The sequence below is a fragment of the Leclercia sp. TB492 genome (assembly GCF_049974505.2).
GTDB lineage: Bacteria > Pseudomonadota > Gammaproteobacteria > Enterobacterales > Enterobacteriaceae > Enterobacter > Enterobacter adecarboxylatus_C.
On sequence record NZ_CM127572.1, the window covers coordinates 3552221 to 3571065 of the forward strand.

The 18845-nt window shown below is 54.0% G+C and carries 25 protein-coding genes; 13 read left to right on the plus strand and 12 right to left on the minus strand.

What is annotated here, in order from left to right:
* Positions 1–472: 472 nt before the first annotated feature.
* Positions 473–1396: a hypothetical protein gene (locus ACP4QI_RS16805; RefSeq protein ID WP_426495610.1), complete on the plus strand. Its 924-nt coding sequence runs from the start codon at positions 473–475 to the stop codon at positions 1394–1396.
* A gap of 159 nt (positions 1397–1555) precedes the next feature.
* Here ACP4QI_RS16805 and ACP4QI_RS16810 read toward each other — a convergent pair whose 3' ends face one another.
* The 5 genes from ACP4QI_RS16810 to ACP4QI_RS16830 all read right to left on the minus strand — a co-directional run bounded on the left by ACP4QI_RS16810 (position 1556) and on the right by ACP4QI_RS16830 (position 5877).
* Positions 1556–2359: an antitermination protein gene (locus tag ACP4QI_RS16810; protein ID WP_426495611.1), complete on the minus strand. Its 804-nt coding sequence runs from the start codon at positions 2357–2359 to the stop codon at positions 1556–1558.
* On the minus strand, positions 2356–3333 hold the full coding sequence (locus tag ACP4QI_RS16815) for a toprim domain-containing protein (RefSeq protein ID WP_426495612.1): 978 nt from the start codon (positions 3331–3333) through the stop codon (positions 2356–2358). Before ACP4QI_RS16815 ends, ACP4QI_RS16810 begins: the two co-directional genes overlap by 4 nt.
* A 2-nt stretch (positions 3334–3335) precedes the next feature.
* Complete coding sequence (locus ACP4QI_RS16820; RefSeq protein ID WP_426495613.1) at positions 3336–4940, minus strand: DEAD/DEAH box helicase; 1605 nt, start codon at positions 4938–4940, stop codon at positions 3336–3338.
* A gap of 426 nt (positions 4941–5366) precedes the next feature.
* Positions 5367–5663, minus strand: a complete 297-nt coding sequence (locus ACP4QI_RS16825; protein ID WP_164540878.1) for a hypothetical protein — start codon at positions 5661–5663, stop codon at positions 5367–5369.
* Entirely contained in the window at positions 5647–5877 is a 231-nt protein-coding gene (locus ACP4QI_RS16830) for a helix-turn-helix domain-containing protein (protein ID WP_139563119.1), read from the minus strand. The genes ACP4QI_RS16825 and ACP4QI_RS16830 overlap by 17 nt, the downstream gene beginning before the upstream one ends.
* Before the next feature lie 119 nt (positions 5878–5996).
* On the opposite strand from ACP4QI_RS16830, the gene ACP4QI_RS16835 reads away from it, so the two are divergent.
* The 10 genes from ACP4QI_RS16835 (at position 5997) to ACP4QI_RS16880 (ending at position 10055) form a co-directional block, all read left to right on the plus strand.
* On the plus strand, positions 5997–6686 hold the full coding sequence (locus ACP4QI_RS16835; protein ID WP_139563120.1) for an XRE family transcriptional regulator: 690 nt from the start codon (positions 5997–5999) through the stop codon (positions 6684–6686).
* A gap of 146 nt (positions 6687–6832) precedes the next feature.
* On the plus strand, positions 6833–7189 hold the full coding sequence (locus tag ACP4QI_RS16840; protein ID WP_206535030.1) for a hypothetical protein: 357 nt from the start codon (positions 6833–6835) through the stop codon (positions 7187–7189).
* Positions 7179–7376, plus strand: a complete 198-nt coding sequence (locus ACP4QI_RS16845; protein WP_164540880.1) for a hypothetical protein — start codon at positions 7179–7181, stop codon at positions 7374–7376. The genes ACP4QI_RS16840 and ACP4QI_RS16845 overlap by 11 nt, the downstream gene beginning before the upstream one ends.
* 177 nt (positions 7377–7553) lie before the next feature.
* Positions 7554–7925, plus strand: a complete 372-nt coding sequence (locus tag ACP4QI_RS16850; RefSeq protein WP_426495614.1) for a hypothetical protein — start codon at positions 7554–7556, stop codon at positions 7923–7925.
* The gene (locus ACP4QI_RS16855) at positions 7907–8140 is read left to right on the plus strand and encodes a hypothetical protein (RefSeq protein ID WP_426495615.1); all 234 of its coding nucleotides are present in this window, start codon (positions 7907–7909) and stop codon (positions 8138–8140) included. Before ACP4QI_RS16850 ends, ACP4QI_RS16855 begins: the two co-directional genes overlap by 19 nt.
* On the plus strand, positions 8133–8345 hold the full coding sequence (locus ACP4QI_RS16860) for a hypothetical protein (RefSeq protein ID WP_426495616.1): 213 nt from the start codon (positions 8133–8135) through the stop codon (positions 8343–8345). Before ACP4QI_RS16855 ends, ACP4QI_RS16860 begins: the two co-directional genes overlap by 8 nt.
* Complete coding sequence (locus ACP4QI_RS16865; protein ID WP_241258640.1) at positions 8317–8538, plus strand: ParE family toxin-like protein; 222 nt, start codon at positions 8317–8319, stop codon at positions 8536–8538. Before ACP4QI_RS16860 ends, ACP4QI_RS16865 begins: the two co-directional genes overlap by 29 nt.
* Positions 8535–8696 carry a hypothetical protein gene (locus ACP4QI_RS16870; protein WP_426495617.1) on the plus strand — a complete coding sequence of 54 codons (162 nt, stop codon included), beginning with the start codon at positions 8535–8537 and terminating at the stop codon, positions 8694–8696. Before ACP4QI_RS16865 ends, ACP4QI_RS16870 begins: the two co-directional genes overlap by 4 nt.
* A gap of 22 nt (positions 8697–8718) precedes the next feature.
* Positions 8719–8928 (plus strand): hypothetical protein, encoded by a 210-nt coding sequence (locus ACP4QI_RS16875; protein ID WP_000050710.1) that lies wholly within the window; start codon positions 8719–8721, stop codon positions 8926–8928.
* Complete coding sequence (locus ACP4QI_RS16880; protein ID WP_426495618.1) at positions 8883–10055, plus strand: Arm DNA-binding domain-containing protein; 1173 nt, start codon at positions 8883–8885, stop codon at positions 10053–10055. The genes ACP4QI_RS16875 and ACP4QI_RS16880 overlap by 46 nt, the downstream gene beginning before the upstream one ends.
* Positions 10056–10328: 273 nt before the next feature.
* Here ACP4QI_RS16880 and ACP4QI_RS16885 read toward each other — a convergent pair whose 3' ends face one another.
* Positions 10329–11330 carry a zinc-binding alcohol dehydrogenase family protein gene (locus ACP4QI_RS16885; protein WP_426495619.1) on the minus strand — a complete coding sequence of 334 codons (1002 nt, stop codon included), beginning with the start codon at positions 11328–11330 and terminating at the stop codon, positions 10329–10331.
* Positions 11331–11438: 108 nt separating this feature from the next.
* Here ACP4QI_RS16885 and ACP4QI_RS16890 point away from each other — a divergent pair, with 108 nt between their 5' ends.
* Positions 11439–12341, plus strand: coding sequence for a LysR family transcriptional regulator (locus tag ACP4QI_RS16890; protein WP_142486776.1), 903 nt, complete (start codon positions 11439–11441; stop codon positions 12339–12341).
* A 69-nt stretch (positions 12342–12410) separates the two neighbouring features.
* Positions 12411–13265 carry a PA4780 family RIO1-like protein kinase gene (locus ACP4QI_RS16895; protein ID WP_426495620.1) on the plus strand — a complete coding sequence of 285 codons (855 nt, stop codon included), beginning with the start codon at positions 12411–12413 and terminating at the stop codon, positions 13263–13265.
* A gap of 49 nt (positions 13266–13314) precedes the next feature.
* Here the strand turns inward: ACP4QI_RS16895 and nanQ are convergent, their stop codons facing one another.
* From nanQ to nanR, 6 genes are all read right to left on the minus strand, one after another.
* Positions 13315–13779: an N-acetylneuraminate anomerase gene (gene nanQ, locus ACP4QI_RS16900; RefSeq protein WP_426495621.1), complete on the minus strand. Its 465-nt coding sequence runs from the start codon at positions 13777–13779 to the stop codon at positions 13315–13317.
* Positions 13776–14651, minus strand: coding sequence for an N-acetylmannosamine kinase (nanK, locus tag ACP4QI_RS16905; RefSeq protein ID WP_426495622.1), 876 nt, complete (start codon positions 14649–14651; stop codon positions 13776–13778). The genes nanQ and nanK overlap by 4 nt, the downstream gene beginning before the upstream one ends.
* The gene (locus ACP4QI_RS16910; protein WP_426495623.1) at positions 14648–15337 is read right to left on the minus strand and encodes an N-acetylmannosamine-6-phosphate 2-epimerase; all 690 of its coding nucleotides are present in this window, start codon (positions 15335–15337) and stop codon (positions 14648–14650) included. The genes nanK and ACP4QI_RS16910 overlap by 4 nt, the downstream gene beginning before the upstream one ends.
* A gap of 25 nt (positions 15338–15362) precedes the next feature.
* Complete coding sequence (locus ACP4QI_RS16915; protein ID WP_285128385.1) at positions 15363–16853, minus strand: MFS transporter; 1491 nt, start codon at positions 16851–16853, stop codon at positions 15363–15365.
* Positions 16854–16941: 88 nt separating this feature from the next.
* A complete protein-coding gene (gene nanA / locus ACP4QI_RS16920) occupies positions 16942–17841 on the minus strand; it encodes an N-acetylneuraminate lyase (protein ID WP_156264433.1) in 900 nt (299 codons plus the stop codon).
* 127 nt (positions 17842–17968) lie between these two features.
* The gene (gene nanR, locus ACP4QI_RS16925) at positions 17969–18754 is read right to left on the minus strand and encodes a transcriptional regulator NanR (RefSeq protein WP_426495624.1); all 786 of its coding nucleotides are present in this window, start codon (positions 18752–18754) and stop codon (positions 17969–17971) included.
* Positions 18755–18845 lie beyond the last annotated feature (91 nt).

Consider the following 18845-nt stretch of genomic DNA (forward strand, 5'->3'; position numbering starts at 1 on the left):
CATTTCTCTCACCTCGCTGTTCGCGGGTGTTATATGTGAAGGATCAGGCTCACCGGATGAATTAACGACAAGACGAGTGATGGGGGTTCCGGGAGCCTGAAATAGAAAAGGCCGCCAATCGGCAGCCTTAGAAATAGATGATATTGAGGTTGTGGTGCCGGGTGCCTCCCGGTGGCTCTGCGCCAGACCACAGAACCGCGCTACTCACCTGCCTGTCTGGACGCCCCACCGCATAGGGGGATTCACCACTGACATAGCCTAATCGCTTTCCATTAAGGAGGCTAACCTTATCTGATTATTTCTGGTTGAGCCCTCCGGATGTATTAACGACAAAACGAGTGATAGGGATTCCGGGAGCCTGAAAAAGAAAAGGCCACCAAACGGCAGCCCTCAGTTAAATCTATAAGCAAGATATGGTTATCTTTTTTGCATGGAGATAAAATGAACGGTCCACTATCGAATGGAGCGGTTCATGATTTTTGTACGCACAGCATCAGGTAGCCAGCGGGTCGAACTCTGGGAAGAAATCACAAATCGGCCAAACTTCTCTAACAAAATATCAAAGTCAGAACACAAACTTTCCGAAATAATCGGATTCTATCGTTTTAAAGATAAAATTCACTGCGGCCTGAAAGGTTGCAATCAGCCTCATCAATTGGGGTATATCGTGCGTACCGATGATGGCATTGAAACCAATATTGGTAACATTTGTGGGGCTGATGAATTCGGTGTGAAATTTAAGGAACTGACTGAGCAGTTCGATAATTTCATGAGGCTTGAAACGAATAAGATGATTGTTTCTGAAGCCAAGAAAAAATGCGATGTCTGGGCTTCCACTATCGAAGGGTTCAGGAAAGTTAAGCCTTCAATTGATAGCTGCGCCTCGAACATTGAAAAGATACAAAATGCCAACCACTCTGGCCGTTTAGCGTCAACGGAGATCAGACTCTTAGCAAAGAATCAGGATGGTACAGTTATCCTTACCGAAGTTGAGACGGCGAAGTGGGCGAGATCTCTTCTGTTCACAGCGAACAGACATATGCGTGAATCTGGTGAAGCCACTAGCGATTACATTATGGGTAAAGTATCTTTCGTTCATGTATTGTTACCCGAAAATAACTTAAAGAATCGCTTTGTTTCTATTGCTGAGGATATTAAATCAATCCGCCAGGTCGATTTAAGCAAGGCCGGTAGCCCCGTGATTTCAGATCTGGCTCAACGCGCTAATAACATTGATGAGCGTATAAAGCAGCTCAAATCACTCCTGCACGAAGCAGGAAAATTTCTCACCAAAAAAAATCTTTCGGCCATTAGCGCTAAATTGAAAAACTCCTCTACCGCCCCAGAAGGTGAGTTTGCGCATTTCGAATCTTTTCTGCGTAGCCTCGGACGCTAAGCGACCCTACAGCCCGCCTCATGGCGGGCTAAACATGTGCAAGTTGCCCATAAAAAAACCCGCACTGTGGCGGGTTTAATTGCGTGCAGGCGTTATATCCCACGATTTGAAGCTTACACGACAACTTCGGACAAAAGCAAGTTTTTTGTAGATAAAATGCTAAATTTTGTAGGCTTCTTCGCAAAGTGTGGTTGCAGCCTGAAATTCTCTGGCAGCCCTCCCTTCTTCCTGCTGGCAAATGTCCACCAGCGCCTCCAGAAAAGGTTTCCAGTTGCGCGTCCATGTCCTTACATGCAGATCTGGCAAACGTTTAAGAATCGCTTTATGCGCAGCTGTAGAGGGCACCGATGAAAATCCGTTTCCAGAACAACGCTCACAGGTTTTAAACACCGGGGCACCTTTCTTCTTAGTCTCTGCACGGTCGAGCACTTCGCCTTTACCTCCGCAACGACAGCGGGCATGGATCACTCCCTTACCGCCGCATGTTCCGCATGTACGTTTCACCAGCTCACGCTTAATCTTCGGGGCCACAACTTCAGCACCGTCTGCATCGAAAATTCCAGGGTGCTTGATTACATCCTCAGGCTGGTCCGTAAAGCCGGTGCCGCCGCAGCTGTTACACGGCGCGCTGGTGGCCGCCGAACGGGAATACTCTGCAAAGGCAAATTGCGCCAGAAGCTGCATACACCAACCGAACTCTGCACCCGCTGCTTTACGCACGTTCTTTGGTGCGGTATCCATTGCATGACGGGCCAGCGCCTGAACCGCCATCTGCTCATCCGTTTTGCTGATCCCGGCTTTGCCGAAGAATGCCGCCAGGCCGAAACGTGCCCGGCTGCTGGTGGTACCTATGGCCGCCATAACATCAGTGCCAGTGAGCCGATCCGGTGATGTACCTTTCACGCTGTCGCTGATGTGCATTCCCTGAGGGCTGAAATGTTTGAGTGATGCTTCCAGTTTCATGCGGCCACCTGCTGTTTTTTATAGAAAACCATTTCACGGACCTGATCGCCGTTCGTGAGCATGTCGTTGAAGTCTCCGTTATCCGGCCAGTAGATACTGACCTTCTCCAGATCGTTTTTTGCCAGCAAATTGGCATGGGCACATTCCATAGCAGCAGCTAAACCAGTCGCGCTGTTGATGTCACGGTCTGCGAAGATGATGAAATTCTTCACGCCCGCGGGTACCCGGAATTTCTTCATAAATCCGCTGGTCATGGTTGCCCAAGTATTTACGCCGTAGAGCTGGTGCGCTGACAGGGCTGTTTCGATGCCCTCGGCGATGCCCAGCGTGGTGGATACGGGGAACATACGGATCGCCACCGACCGCGCGTGATCCAGGTAACTTTCTTCCTGCAGTGATTTTTGACGCTTCGCCCTGGATGAATCCTTCAACTGGGCCTTCCGGTTTCCGTCCAACAAGGTTCTGTGCAGATAGCAAAGCTCGCCCTTGTCATCTGTTGCGAGTGAATACAGGCTCTGGAAAACCTTGCCGCCGTAGCGCTCATGGTCGTTGAATCTGATAGCGTCCTGCGGGAGCTGGTAGACGCCACGGGAGCTGAGATATTCAGCGCCGGATGTGCCGCGCAGCGGTGCAAGCTTCGAAAACTTGCTGATCACCCTTTTACGAAGGCTGCCAGCGTTGCTGGTGACCGGTATTTTTTCGCGAGCAAAGGTATTGCCGATCAACTCGTCGATTTCACGGCAGATCTCATTGAAGGGTTTGCCCTGGGTTTGCGTAACCAGTTTCAACCCATCGCCGCTGCCGCAGGTGCAGATCCACGTTCCCGCACCATCACGGTCATCGATGCGGAATTTGCCAGTTGAGTCACATAGCGGGCATTTCCCTCTGAAGTGGTTTTTGCCGGTGATCGGCGGAAGCCCATAATGTTCAAAAATCATGGCCCACTGGCCTTTAGCCGCTGCTGCCGTCTTCATGCTTATTTCCCTAACTGCTGCCTGATTTCGTTAATCGTGTTATGCGCGTGGCGAATGCGGGAAGTCGCAGGTTCTGCTGCTACATCCTGCTGGTGTTTAGCCTTCCCTTTCACAAAGGCGATTTGTTTGTGCCTGATGAAGTTCGATACCGTAGGGGTGATGTCCATCGGGTAGTCGCTCAGGCCGTTGGGCCACTCTCCGAAGCGATCATGGAATGTGTGCTTACACCACCCATCGCTTACCGGCTTTTTGCCCAGAGATTCGCGCTGACGCTGGTAAAACTTGATCTGGCTCCACCAGGCCTGTTTCTCGGCCTTTGTGGGCTGACGCTGCTCGTTGCCCAGCTTTTTGAGTTTCCGCCCGGTGTCGGTATCGATATCTTCACCGGCCAGCGGCTTGTGGCCGCATTTCGGGCAGACGTAGACGCCAGCTGGTTTCATGTAGTGGCATTGCGAGCATTCGTGCGGCAGCTTCTCTTCGCGCTCTTCAGCAGCCCGGCGCGTGCTTTCATCCATTCCGTCAGATTTGCCCGGAAGGTCGTCATACTCGATAGAGTCCGGGTAACCCAGGCGATGTACGGTGCCGCTGTGATCGAAGATGAGGCAGGATTCTTTACCCGGCGCGGTGCGCAGACCGCGACCCAACGCCTGCAGCCAGCGAATTTCGCTTTTGGTTGGTCTGGCGTAGATGATGCAGCGAACGTCGCTGTCGAACCCGGCCACAAGAACGCCGACGCTCACGATGATTTTCGTGGCACCAGTCTCGAAGCGGTGAATGATGGTCTGGCGATCCTCCACCGGGGTGTCAGCGGTCATCACCTCGGCATTAACGCCAGCCTGGTTAAACTGAATGGTGAGGAAATTGGCGTGGGCTACGTTCACGCAGAACGCGATTGTCGGCAGGTCACGGCCATTCTCCAGCCAGTTCTGGACGATATCGCCCACCAGCGTGGAACCGCACATGATCTCCGCCAGCTGAGCCTCGTTGTAGTCGCTGCCGAACTCCAGTGATGAGGCCGTTCTAACGCCTTTTAGATCCGGTTTAGTCGGTGCGTAAAACTCGTATTTGCTCAAATCGCCGCGCTGGATCAGCTCGCCGATGGTGGTCGGTTTAATGAGGCGGTCATAGTATTTACCGAGGAACGGCGAAAACGGTGTACCTGACAGGCCAATCACTTTCACACCGTTGGCGCGCAGGCGTTCGATGTTCTGCAGGATGCGCTTTTTACGCAGGTGCGCTTCGTCGATGATCAGCAGATCGATGTTGTCAGGGAACACGCGGCGAATAAGCGTATCGGCGCTGGCAATCTGGATTTTCAGTGACGGATCGTAGTTTGGATGATCTGCCCATATGTACCCGATTTCGTCACCCGGTAATCCATATTCAACAAAGCGGTTTGCCGTCTGACCGATCAGGATGGTGTATGGCGCGCAGAACAGAACGCGCTTGCCACGGCTGACGAACCCGGCAACGATGAATGCGGCCAGCCCCGTTTTGCCGCTACCGGTCGGCGAGTACACCATGAAGGTGTGGTTTGCCTTCCAGTCCCGACGCAGCATGTTAAGCGCGCGTTCCTGTGCAAAATTCGGTGTGATCGTCAGCTGCATTGTGCTGCCCCCGCGGTGATGAGATAATAATTCTGTGATGTGGTTTTCATGGATTCCCCTCACATGGCTGGCGGCCTCCCCAAAGGCTGCCAGCCTCCCTTCTGAATCAGCTCCCCTGAAATTCACTCTTCCAGGAAGAACCTTCCTCGTTTCTGTGCGCTTTCAGCTTGCGTACTACCTTGCTGATACAGCGCTTTTTGTGGTTCAGCCCTTAAGACTGAGATCTACCTAACCTATGGATCTCTCCTGTTGGAAAAGGACCTATTCCTTCCCCTGCACCCAATCCCCCCCTTACCCCCCTTTCCCTCTTCCCCATAAAAACGCACTACTTCCCTAGTACAAATGGGGATGAGGTTCTGGTGGTTGCCAACCTGAGCAGACACCTTTAAGCCTGCATCTGTCCGGGTACCTTTAAACCCGAAACAATCAAAAACGCGCTTGCGTTCCAGCCAGGGGAGGTTCGGCGGTATACCCCTGTAAAGCTCTACCGTGATTTCTAACGAACAGGCGAAGCCGTGTGTTTGCTTCATGCCTTGCCCGGTTCTCCTTGCGGTAAGAAACCGGCTCGGCTTCATACGATTCCTGGTACACAGCTGCATAACGCTGCATTGCTTTTTGTCGTGCGGATGGTGCCAGGGTTAATAGTTGCTGTTTAATCCATTCCGAATCTGCCTGGCTATGGTTGTCAGGCATAACCAGGTGCTCATTACGGTTGATATCCATCAGAGCTAAACCTTTCGGGATAGAGGATCTGAATTTCTGTCAATTCTGCGTCGAACAACTTGGCCAGCTTCTCAGCAACTTCTGGAGAAGGCCTCTGTATACCTCGCTCCATTCGACTAAGATTACCGGGGTCGCACTTAATGGATGATGCAACCTCCTGAATGGTCATCTTTGCTTTGAGGCGAGCTTTGCGTAGCGGTGTGAACATGCGCATAACTCCATTTGTGTTTTAGACATAATATGCGTCAAAAACATATTATGCAAGTTGAGTTGTGTGAGTTGCAAAATTATGTATAAAATACAAATTAAATAACATTTGGCGGGGGTGCTTCGATGAACGTAGGGCAACGGATTAGAGAGCTGCGAAAAGCAAAGAAAATGACTATAAACCAGCTGGCGTCCCTGACTGATTGGGATGTCGGCAACATTTCACGGCTCGAAAGAGGTATGCAGGGCTACAGTGAAGCCAGCCTCAAAAAAATTGCCGAGGCGTTAGAAGTTCCACTCTCCGAACTATTTTCTTTCCAAGATAAAAAAGATACTGTAGAAACATACAGTATCAATTCACTTTCGTCGGAAAGGAGAAGGGACGTGTATCGGGTTGATGTTATGGACGTTTCTGCAAGCGCTGGCAATGGGAACTCTACCCGCGACTTCATCGAAGTTATTAGTTCGATCGAGTATGTTACCGAAGAAGCAAGAAACCTCTTTGGCCACAGGCCAGCAAATCAGGTCAAGCTCATTAACGTTCGCGGCGATAGCATGCAGGGCACCATCGAGCCTGGTGATCTCATTTTTGTTGATGTCGGTGTCAACCATTTCGACGGTGACGGTATATATGTTTTTGATTTTAGCGGCGATCTCTTTGTAAAACGGCTTCAGAAAATCAAAACTCAACTTCACGTGCTGTCTGACAACCCGCTCTATAGAGAATGGCAGATCACTGATGAAGAGATGGATATGCTCCACGTTTGCGGAAAGGTACTTTTAAGCCAATCACAACAGTTCCGACGCCACGCATAACCCATCATCCCCGCACATACTAAAGAGCCTTCCGGCTCTTTTTTTTGCTTTTGAAACATATCTTTTAAAGTCATGAAAACAGTTGATTACACCTAAAATATGTTTACCACGCATAAATATGTTTGACAGACAATTATGGTGATCGTATGCTTATTTCATCGGCAAACAATGGAGCCAATAAAATGACAGCTAAACCGACCACCAATAAGTTTTATCAGTTAGTAGATATCAAGGGTTTTCGGAGTGAAGGTAATTGCTCTGATATTGGATATGCTGATCTCGCCTCTGATTGCGATACCAAAACTATCAGTTTGCTTGATGCTATTAATCATATCAGCTTGAATATTTTCTCTTTAACTGAGGATGATGAAACTGATAAAGAAAAAATCAGCAATCTTTCCACTATTATTTCATCTCTCGCTGAATTGGCGATTGCTACAAATAAAATATCACAAACCGCGGCTTATCTATCCGGCGTAAAGGATGGGAACCATGGCGCATGAAATTTCTTTAGAGCAGGTAACTGAACGCGCGCATCAAGCGGAAATTATTTGTCGTATGATGGAGTCTTATCCTGACAGAATGGCTGATTCCGAAGTGATAGCTATTGCCTCGTTACTGCGCAGACTCACAGGTGATGTATGTACTTGGTTAATCGAAGAACAGGCTGTAAAAGTCAACAACAAATAACCACACCGTAAACTAATCTGGAATAAATACAGCTTTATCGCTGGGTAATATTACATCCTTTTAATGGGTATTTATTATGAAAAATAAAGTTGCTTATAAAACAGCGATGCTGTACGCATCACTCGGGCAGTGGTTAATTGCAAATTTATATCTGCGAAAAGCCTACGGGTGTTAACAATGAAAAACAACGTTATTGCAATCTATCGTCGCCGCATTGCTATAGCAGCACTGCACAGAATGAAACGCAAAACAGGTGGCTATTGTCTGGTGATCAATCTGCCAAATAAGGAAATAGAGACAATTGCCCTCGATGAAGATGTGTTTCAGAAACTACTAATCAGATTCGAAAAGCAATCCGCATCTGAATTCGGAAAGGAATCGCCAGAATTCATCCGGAAAACCTATTTAAACAGTCCCGATATAAATGGACACACTGAATATTTAACCGAGACAGGAAAGCTAATTATAGATGAATTGCTTGCTGAGCTGGAAGCATACGCCAGGCAGCAATATAAACGAGGCATGGTGAAATGGCTGGACAGCAAATGATTTTATGCCGAGGGGTTCAAATCCCCTCCCCTGTTTTAAATATCGACCTGCATGTTCTGCCTGACTTCACTGGCCGCGTCGTTCTCTACATCGAAAACGGCCAGGTGAAATGTGATCGGCGGTTATTTCCCGATGAACATATCTGTTCTTTGGACACGTTTATTGAAATGGCTCGTGATATGGAGCTGCGTATTCAGGAGACATCAAATGGCTGATGTTAATTATTCAGTAGAGCACGGTCCGATTGACGTGGTGCTCACCATCGAGAACGGGAAGGTCATTCATTCGCGCCCAGTCCAAGGAGGCGAAGTAACAGCGACTCTGGAAACCTTTTTATGGATGGCAGAACGCGCCGGCTACACCGTCATTCCACCAGCGGGAGATAAGGACAATGGCCCTGACAGCAATACGCATTCCTGAATGGGTTCATTCACAGGCAATTCAGGTGCTCAGGCAATACAGAGCCAGACGTATTCATCCTTGCCGTATGCACGGATCGGGGAATCTGAGCCTGAGGGTAAATCTTCGCTGGCGCCTGTTGTCCCGTGACGGGGGCCAGAACTGGGAAGTAATGAGCCATGAGCGATACAGCAAATTGAAGGACAGAAAATGAATACCGTCTGCCGGGGTGAAAAACAGGCCCAACATAAAGCCGATTACCAGCCAGCGATCGACTTCTTACGTGATAGAGCTGCGCGCGAACTTGACGGCGGTTTTCGGGCTCATCACAACGCACTTATCTATGCGGCAAATGAACTGGAAAATGCCTAGGCATTTGGGCGGGAGGTCGGCCATGAGTCTTGATTGCGTACCACTTTCAACCTACTGCCGGGACGCAGGAGAAACGGTAGAAGCCGTTAACAAACGGATACAAAGGGGGTTATGGAAAGAGGGTGTCCATGTATTAAAAGTCGATGGCGTTAAAGAACGCTGGATAGACTTAACGGAGGTTTCAAAATGGGCAAGAAAGAACAAGGATCATTATCTCTCCCAAGAGGAGTAACCATTCGCCAGCATAAAACTGGCGATACTCTGGTGATCACATTCACCTGCAAGGGGGTTCTCTGCCGGGAGCCCCTTTCCAGAATGGAAGCAAACGCGCGCGGTGTGAAGTATGCCGAGCGCCTGCTGGGGGAAATACAGAACCAGATCGCCGGCGGCACATTCGATTATGCGAAATACTTCCCCAACTCCAAAAAACTGGAGCTGTTCGGGGTAGTGAAGAAAACCAAAAATATTAAGTCCTATCTCGACGAATACCTGAAAATTTGCGGGAATCGCAACCTTTCGCCGTCCACTATTGGCGGTTATGAAAAATGCCTTTCGGCGCTGTCTTCCCTGCATAAACTGCATGTCTCGGAGCTGACGCCAGCCGTCCTGAAAAACTGGATAGCCAGCCGGAAAACAAAGCTGAAAACGATCCGAAATAACCTCTCATTCCTGCGCAGTGCCATTGATGAGGCTGTGACGGATGGTCTGCTGACGATTAACCCGGTGACTCTGGTCAGCGCCAGCCGGTACCACGTGATCGACAACAGCCCGAATGCCGACGATTACGAGGTTGATCCGTTCACGCCAGCAGAAACCACCGCCATTTATCAGCACTGCAAATTCCAGGAGTGGGAGAACCTTTTCCGGTTCGCATTCAATACCGGGCTGCGCAGCTCTGAGTTGTGCGCGCTGCGCTGGTCTGACATCGATTTTATCGAGAGCACCGCTCACGTGCAGGCGGCCAGTGTCGTGGGTGTGCTGAAGGGCACCAAAACAAAAGCCGGTACTCGTAAAGTTGAGCTGAATAGTGAGGCGCTGACGGCACTGCAGACACAAAAGCAATTCACTTTCATGAAAAGTGAGTTCATCTTCAGCGATCCAAAAACGGGTATGCCATGGGCGAACGCTGACGCCATTCGTAAGAAAGCATGGGTACCTACCCTTAAAAAGGCCGGTGTACGCTATCGGAACCCTTACCAGACCCGACATACTTTTGCCACGCGACACATCAGCCAGGGCGTTAACCTATTCTGGCTGGCTGGTCAGATGGGCCATAAAGGGCCGGAGATGCTGTTTCGCCACTATGGCTCATACCTGGCTGAGTATGACGGTAAAACTGCGATGTCAGCAGCTCTGTAGTGGAGTAAATATTTCAAAATGTTGGACAGAATCAGGACGTTAAGAAGACAACGATATGCACCTAAAATGCACTCAAGGTATTTTGAGATTAATAAATCATTAATATTCAATATCTTAAGTGAATTTCGGATACGGGTTCAACTCCCGCCAGCTCCACCAAAATTCTTTGTAGATGGTCACCAGAGCCTGATACGAAGTCATGAAAGCCCGCATGGTGCAAGCCTGCGGGCTTTTTTGTATCCTCAATTTATCCAGCGAAAGCCATTAGCCCCGTCAGAACCCTTCCAGCACAATCTTCCCAACCGCACGTCCGGTCTCTAACTGCGCATGGGCCTTCTGCACATTCGCCGCCGTGATCGTCCCGTAGTGTTCACCCAGCGTGGTAGCGATCACCTGCTCATCAATCAGCGTTGCGACGCGGGTCAAAAGCTGGTGCTGAGCGATCATATCCCGGGTTTCAAACATCGAGCGGGTGAACATAAACTCCCAGTGCAGGGAGATGCTCTTCGCCTTCAGCGGGCGGGCATCCAGCGTTTCGGGATCGTCAATCAGCGCCAGTTTGCCCTGCGGCGCCAGGGCCTTAATAATTTCCGCATAGTGCGCGGCAGTGTGGTTCAGGCTGGCGACGTGAGTCACCTCGTTGATCCCCTGCGCGGCAAGCTCTTCCGACAGCGGCTTGCTGTGGTCGATAACATAATGCGCCCCCGCCTCCCGTACCCATTGCTGACTTTCCGGGCGCGACGCCGTGCCGATCACGGTCATCTTTGTCAGCTTGCGTGCCAGCTGAACGAGGATCGACCCCACCCCGCCTGCGGCGCCGACGATCAGCAGCGTATCGCCTTCGTTGCCCTGCTCCTGAACGGCCAGCCGATCGAACAGCATTTCCCAGGCGGTGATCGCCGTTAACGGCATCGCGGCGGCGGCGGCGTTGTCCAGCGTTTTTGGCTTCAGGGCCACAATGCGCTCATCCACCAGCTGATACTCGCTGTTGCTGCCCGCCCGGCCCAGCGCCCCGGCATACCAGACCTCGTCACCCGGCGAGAAAAGGGTCACCGCCTCACCGACGGCGGTAACAGTTCCTACCGCATCCCAGCCGAGAACCCGCGGCGTATCCCCGCTAAACCCGGCGCGGACCTTGGTATCCACCGGGTTGACGGAGATAGCTTTCACTTCAATCAGCAGGTCATGCCCTGTTGCCGTCGGCTGCGGCAGCTCAATCTCGTGCAGGAAATCGATGTTGTCTGGTGCAGAACGGGTAATAGCAATGGCTTTCATAATCTCTCCGGCATTTTATCCACTGTGTCGCAATAATTTGATGGTAAAGCGAAGCAGTGACGGGAAAAATAGCCTCGCAGAGACAAGACTTATACTCGGGAGATGAAAATGGTGCGGCTTGAGGATCTGATACTGTTCGTACGCGTCGCTGCCCTGAGCAGCTTCAGCGATGCGGCACGAGAGGCGGGCGTCCAGCCAGCGCAGGTCAGCGCCGCTATCAAACGGCTGGAGTCGTCGCTGGCTATCCGGCTGTTTGCGCGCTCCACCCGCAGCCTGCGCTTAACGCCGGAGGGCGAGGCCTGGCTTCCCTACGCGCGACAGATGCTGGATGCCATGTACGCCGGGATGCAAAAAATCCAGGCCCCGGAACAGGAGATCTCCGGCACCCTGCAGATCGCCGTCCCGTCGGATTTAGGCCGCAATTTGCTGCTGCCGGTGTTTCAGGCGTTCGACGAACGCTATCCCGCATTACGGCTGCGCATTTTTTTCTCCGACCAGGTGGCGGATGTTTTTAAGGATCCGGTCGATATCGCCTTTCGCTACGGCACACCGGAAGATGCCTCCTATATCGCCCTCCCCGTCGCTCCCGACAACCGCCGCGTGCTGGTGGCGTCGCCCGGGTGGGTCGCCCGCCACGGCGATCTGCCGCATCCCGAGGCGTTAAGCCGGGTCAACGCCCTCACCTTTGTCCTGCGCGGACGCCTGCACGATCGCTGGACGTTTTTCCGTGACGGCGAGACGCACAGCGTGAACGTCAGCGGCAGCATGATGAGTGATGATGCCGAGGTGATCCGCCGCCTGGCGGTCGCCGGAGCGGGGGTAGCGTACAAATCCTGGCTGGATGTCGCAGAGGATGTCCACGCCGGTCGGCTGCGGGTTTTAATGAAAGACTATGAGGGCGAAAGCGTGCCGCTGAACATGATCTGCCCGCATCGCCAACAGCTCTCCACAGGCGTCAGGTTACTGTATGAGGCGGTCAAAGCCTGCTGTGAGGGGCAGGCAACACGTTAATCCTCTGGAAGACGATATTTGCCTGCTTTTTTGATACGAAAAGCGGCAAAAATGCGCTATAAAAGCCGCATGAAAATCCCAAACAGACTCCAGCCCCTGGTCGATGACGGCCTGATAGACAACGTGCTTCAACGCCTGAAAAGCGGCAAAGAGGCTGACGTTTACACCGTGCTATGCGGGGACCAAATCCAGTGTGCCAAAGTGTACAAGGAAGCGTCACAGCGCAGCTTTAAGCAGGCCGTACAGTATCAGGAAGGCCGCAAGGTGCGGAATACGCGTGATGCCCGCGCCATGCAAAAAGGCTCTAAATTTGGCCGTAAACAGCAAGAAGAGGTCTGGCACACGGCAGAGGTTGATGCGTTATTCCGCCTGGCGAACGCCGGGGTACGCGTGCCGCAGCCCTATATGTGTCTGGACGGCGTGCTGCTGATGGAGCTGGTCACGGACGGTGATGGCGCCGTTGCGCCACGCCTGAGCGATGTGTCCTTAACTGAAGCAGAAGCCGTAAAAGATTTCGACACCATGATCCGCAACATCGTGCGCATGCTGTGTGCCGGTATTGTCCACGGTGACCTGTCAGAGTTTAACGTGCTGCTTGATGCCCAGGGGCCGGTCATTATCGACCTGCCGCAGGCGGTGGATGCCGCCGCGAACAACCACGCCCAGTCCATGTTTGAACGCGATGTGAATAACATCACCGAGTATTACGGTCAGTTCGCCCCGCAGCTGTTGAAAACGCGCTACGGAAAAGAGATCTGGATGCTCTATGAAGACGGGAAATTAACCCCGGAAACCCCGCTCACCGGGCTGTTTGTCGAAGACGTTCATGATGTGGATATGGATTCTCTGCTGGATGAGATCGTTTCGGCAGAAGATGAGTATTACGAACGCCAGCGCGCCATCAAAGAGCGCGAAGAGGATTAACGTCCAGCAAGCCCGCACGGTATTCCCGGCGGGCTTTGTGTTCAAGCGCTTAAAGCACCACGCTGCGATGCACCTTAATCACCGCTTTTTTGACCATGCCCGAACGGGTGCGATAGCAGCCGGGTTTATGCGGCTCTCCCGGCATAAAGACGGCAAACATCCCCGGCTTTAACGTCACGGATTGTTCATTCTCTATGTGCTGGCAGAGCTGATAATCCTCCTCCTCGTGCCACGCATCACACTCCCGGGCGCTCCCCGCCAGGCCGTAATAAATATGCTCTTCCCCTTCCAGCAGGATCTGGATGTCAATGTAGCCGCGGTGCAGTTCGGCGCGTTTCTCCTCCGCGCGTTGCGTCGCAAACGCCATCACGTTGACGAACACCTTATCCCCCTGCAGCGGATAGCTTCCCGGTGCCAGATTCGCAATCCCGGCGCTCAGCGCCTGGTCGATCGCCTGACAAAACGCCGCTGGCAGGCCTGCGGCCTGAAGTTGCCTGATATTACCCACAATCATGACAAAGTTCCTTGTGCCCATAATGCCGCGCCCAGCAGCCCGGCATTACTCTTATGGCTGGCTGAACAGAGTTCGGTCTGGTACGCAGAGGGTTCCTGCGCCAGGTAGTGTTGCACCTGCGGGAGATAGCCGTCGGCCAGGCCGATGCTGCCGCCAATCACCACACGCTGGCAGTCGGTCAGGGCTTTCAGATCCGCAATTAACCTCGCCAGCGTTCTGGCGGAACGCGCAACCAGCGCTACCGCCTGTTCATGGCCCTGGGTGGCGTGAGCGAATATGGCTTTTGCATCCAGCCCGGCCAGCTCTCCTTCCGCCGCCGCGGCGATCCCCCGCCCCGAGGCGATCGCCTCCACGCAGCCGATTCGTCCGCAGCCGCAGCGCGGCCCGTTCGGGTCGGCCAGGGTGTGGCCGCAGTGGCCGGACAGCCCACCGGATCCGGTCACCAGCCTGCCGTTAAGGATCACGCCTCCCCCTACCCCAGTCGAGACGGTGATAAACACCATGTCTCGGATGGCGCGCGGCACCTGCTGATACTCGGCCAGCGCCGCGGCCTGGGCATCGTTTAAGGCCACGCCGGGGAGCCCGGTCAGGGCAGATAAAGAGTCCACCAGCGGAAAGTGCGAAAGCCCCCCGAGGTTGGACGGGTTGATCGAGGTTAATACCCCGTTTTGAATAATCCCGGTCGAGGCGATGGCAAAGCGCTGCGCCCGTGAAAAGAGCGGCGTCACCAGGTCGCGCAGCGCGGCCTCCAGCGCATCCGGCGTCTGGCTGGCGGGAGTGGGGATCTCCCGGCGGGCGATAATTTGCAGGGCGCTGTCCACCAGCGCCGCGGCGAGCTTGGTCCCGCCGATATCTATCGCCAGGACGATCATTTTGTCGCTCCCAGTAAGGCATCCCGATACCACTGGCAGATATGCTCCAGCCGGGTGATCGCCGAGCCGACCGTGACGGTCCATGCCCCCTGCCCGATGGCCTGTGCCGCCAGGGCCGGCGAGTTATAGCGCCCCTCGGCCACCACCCGACAACCGGCCTGACTCAGCGAGGCCACCAGAGCCAGATCCGGCTCATCAGGCGTCTCCGATGAGGTGTAACCCGACAGCGTGGTGCCAATCAGCTGCGTCCCCAGCTGGTGACAATACAGCCCCTCTTCCTGCGAGGAGCAGTCGGCCATGGCGATCAGCTGATGGTGCTGAATGCGCGCCAGCAGTGCCTCAACGGGTACCGGGCGCGGGCGTTGCGTACCGTCAAAGGCGATGATGCTGGCCCCCGCTTCGGCTAAAGCATCCACGTCCTCCAGCCAGGGGGTGATACGCACCCGGGAGTCGGGCAGATCGCGTTTCACAATGCCGATAATCGGGATTGTCACCACGGCGCGTACGGCACGCAGGTTCTCAACCCCTTCGATGCGCAGCGCCACGGCCCCCGCCTGTTCGGCCGCCAGCGCCATCGCCGCGATAATCTCCGGTTTATCCAGCGGGCTATCCGGCACCGGCTGGCAGGAGACAATCAGCCCGCCCTGGGCTTTCACTTTTGCATCCAACTCGTCAAGGAATGACATAACACCTCCATTAAGAAATTCAGCTTCAGCCTTTATTTTTGACAAACTGGCTGGCCCTTTCGCCAGCAATCAGAGCGCCGCTAAAAGGTTTACCGTCGATAGCATCATGGGTACGCAGGGCCTCCGGATGGAGCCAGCGCTGTACGCGGGACGGCATATCAAAGCCAATCAGCAGGATGACGACAAAGGTCAGGCCAAACGAGAGCGAACAGAGCGCGGTACCCAGATCCAGACGCTGGGCAATAAACGCCCCCAGCACCGGGGCTAACGCGCCACCTAATGCGCCCACGTTGTAGGTAAAGCCGAGCCCGGCCGCGCGCTGCTCGGTATCAAAATAGCCTCCGATCAGTTTAGGCAGGATCCCGGAGATCCCCTGACCGAACATCTGCTGGAAGAAGAGCAGCAGGCCCAGCACCCAGACGCTGCTGCCGCCGATGGTGAATACCGGAATTATCAGCAGCTGCGAGGCCAGCAGGCTCCAGACATAGGCTTTCCGCGTGCCTAACCAGTCCCCGAGGAAGCCGCCGGCACAGCAGCCTGCCGCAGATCCAAAGCCGCTGAAGAACAGCACCTGGGCGACGGTGGCGGGATCGTAAGCCAGATCGGTTTTCAGATACGTGGGTAACAGCGCCTGGATAGGCCAGGAGTATAAGAAAGCAAACAGCACCACCACCATCAGGGTGACGCCGGTCGGCCAGCGTTTGCCATTGCTCTGCACCATAAAGCTGATAAAGATCCCCGCGCACAGCAGGCCGAGCACGGCGACAATGGCGGCGCTGTCCAGCTGGCCGGCGAAGCAGAACCACAGCGAGACAGCCGCCACCAGCGTCATGGCGATATTAATGACCCGATGTTCGCCGCGATAAAGAATATCCACCATGGTTTTGACCGGGGTTTTGCTCTGCTGTTTCTCCTTCCAGTCTTCCGCTTCCGGGATGTTTTTACGCAGCCACAGGGCAAAGATAATCGGCAGAATGCCGATGAAGAACAGCGCCCGCCAGCCCCACTCCGGCACCACCAGGCTGTAAACCTGGGCCGCCACTACCGCCCCGACGGAGAAGCCAGAAATCAAAAAACCGCTGGCTTTATTGCGCAGGTGCTTTGGCCAGCTTTCGATCACGTAGGTCGCGCTGGAGCCGTACTCCCCCGCCATCCCCATGCCGATCACCAGACGGGCAATGAACATGGTGGTGTACCCTTGGGCCAGGCCGCACGCCAGAGTGCCCACGGAAAAGAGGACGATACTGCTCACCATCGCCAGGCGGCGACCGTAGCGATCCCCCATCGCGCCCAGCATCAGACCGCCGAACCAGCGGGAGATAAAGGCGGCGGAGATCAGGCTCGCGGCGTGCAGGGTGGTCAGGCCGAATTCGGTTTTTATATCGGTGAGGACGAGGGCGATCAGAACAAAATCAAAACCATCCAGAACATAGCCAACCCAGGCGGCAGAAAAGGCACGCCACTGTTGACGGTTGAGGCAACGATACCACGGGACATTTTGTGTCATTGTATTCATGTCAGTCTCCGCAATGGGTAAACCCATACGCTGTTTTTGTAGGGTACAGCTTCAGTGATGCCGGACAGGCCCGGCATCAGGCGTTGTCTTAACCTTGTTCTTTTTCTTGTTGAAGTTGTTGCGCTAATGTCCGCAGCGCGGGCAGATATTTTTCATCAACCGGCGCAAACGGCTTGCGGCACAGCGGAACTTCAATCACGCCCATGTAGTGCAGAACGGTTTTCAGGCCGCGGAACACGCCGACCTTGATCAGTAGGTCGATAACCTCATTACATTTTGTCTGCAGCGCCTGGGCGGTGGCGATATCCCCCTCTTTCAGGGCTTTCACGATCCCCTGATAACGCCAGCCCATGATGTTATAGGTGCTGCCGATCCCGCCGTCTGCCCCCGCCAGCAGGCCGGATGCGAAGATCTCATCGTAACCGTTGTAGAGCACCAGATCCGGGTGTGCCCGGCGGATCTGCTCCATCTGGAAAAGATCGCCGGAGGTCTGCTTCAGGGCGCCCACGCCCGGCAGAGTGACCAGGGTGTTGATCTGATCCAGAGAGAGCTTCACCCCGCTGAGGGCCGGAATGTTGTACACCACCATCGGCAGCCCTTCCGCAGAATCAACGATCCCGCGGTAGTGATCGCAGTGCTCTTCAAAGCTGAACGGATAGTAGAACGGCGTCACGGCGGAGACGGCGTCATAGCCAAAACGGCTGGCGGCCTGGGCGAGCTGCTGGCTTTCATGGGTGCTGACGGTGCCGACGTGAGCAATCAGGGTAATTTTCCCTTTCGCCTCTTCGGCCACGATTTCAAGCACCTCCTGACGTTCCGCAATGCTCTGCACAAAGGCTTCGCCGGTGGAACCCCCGACGTAGAGACCGTCCATCCCCTGGGCAATATTGAACCGCACCAGCTGGCGCAGGCTTTGGGTATCCAGCTGCTGCTGGTCATTAAACGGTGTAAGAAGCGCGGGCATAACCCCTTTCAGCGTAACTGACATACAAACCTCGAGTGTGTGGTGATGATGTTATGACTGTAGACCTTTATACCTGTTATACCAGCAAGACCGAAACAAAGATCATCGAAATGCGCAGAACGCGATCCAGTTCACTAAACGATCGTGGGGATTACTTGCGACGCTTCTTGTTCTGATCGAAGGCGTGCCAGGTGGCGAAAACGCTGGTGAGGTGCGCCTGCAGGGCCTGTTCAGCCGCATCGGGATCCTGGCTGCGGATCGCCTTAAAAATGGCGATATGTTGCTGATAGCTGGTGTTATTATGCTCGCGCAGCGCCTGCTCAGGCACCGCAGGACGGGCGGCGATCAGCCAGTCGATCAGGGCCACGTGGATGGCCATAAAGATAGGGTTATTGGGGATCTCCGCCAGCACGCGGTGAAACTCGACGTCAGAGCGGATAAAGAGCGTGTTGTCATCCAGCGACTGGCTGTTCAGCTCCAGCGCTTTTTCCAGCAGGGCGATCTGCGCCTCGCTGGCATGCTGGGCGGCATGGCGCACCAGGCTGGATTCAAAGAACAGGCGCAGCTGCTCGAAGTGGGCAATTCCGCCCGGATGGGCCAGAAAATCCTTCGCCATGCCAGAAAGTTCGCTGATGATGGTATCCGCAGACGGCCGCGAAATGCGGGCGCGCTCGCCGTTCTGGATCTGCACCAGCCCTTTGCGTTTTAACGCTGCCAGCGCTTCGCGGACCGAGGGCCGACCCACGTTAAAAAAGGCCATCAGCTCGCGCTCGGAAGGAAGCTGCTCCCCTTCGGCGAACTCCCGGCGACGGATCATCTGCTCCAGCTCTTCTTCCACCATCTCGGACAATTTCTTGCGCGCCAGCGGACGACGGCGTAATGCACGCCCAATGGTTTCCGGGGAGGTTTCTGCCTGTTTTTCGCGGGACAAAGTCATAGACGTTACATCGTAAGAAGTTGAGTTAAAGAGTTCTTTATCATAACACAGGCCTTCCTGCCAGGTGATAGGCGAACGGAAGCAATACACC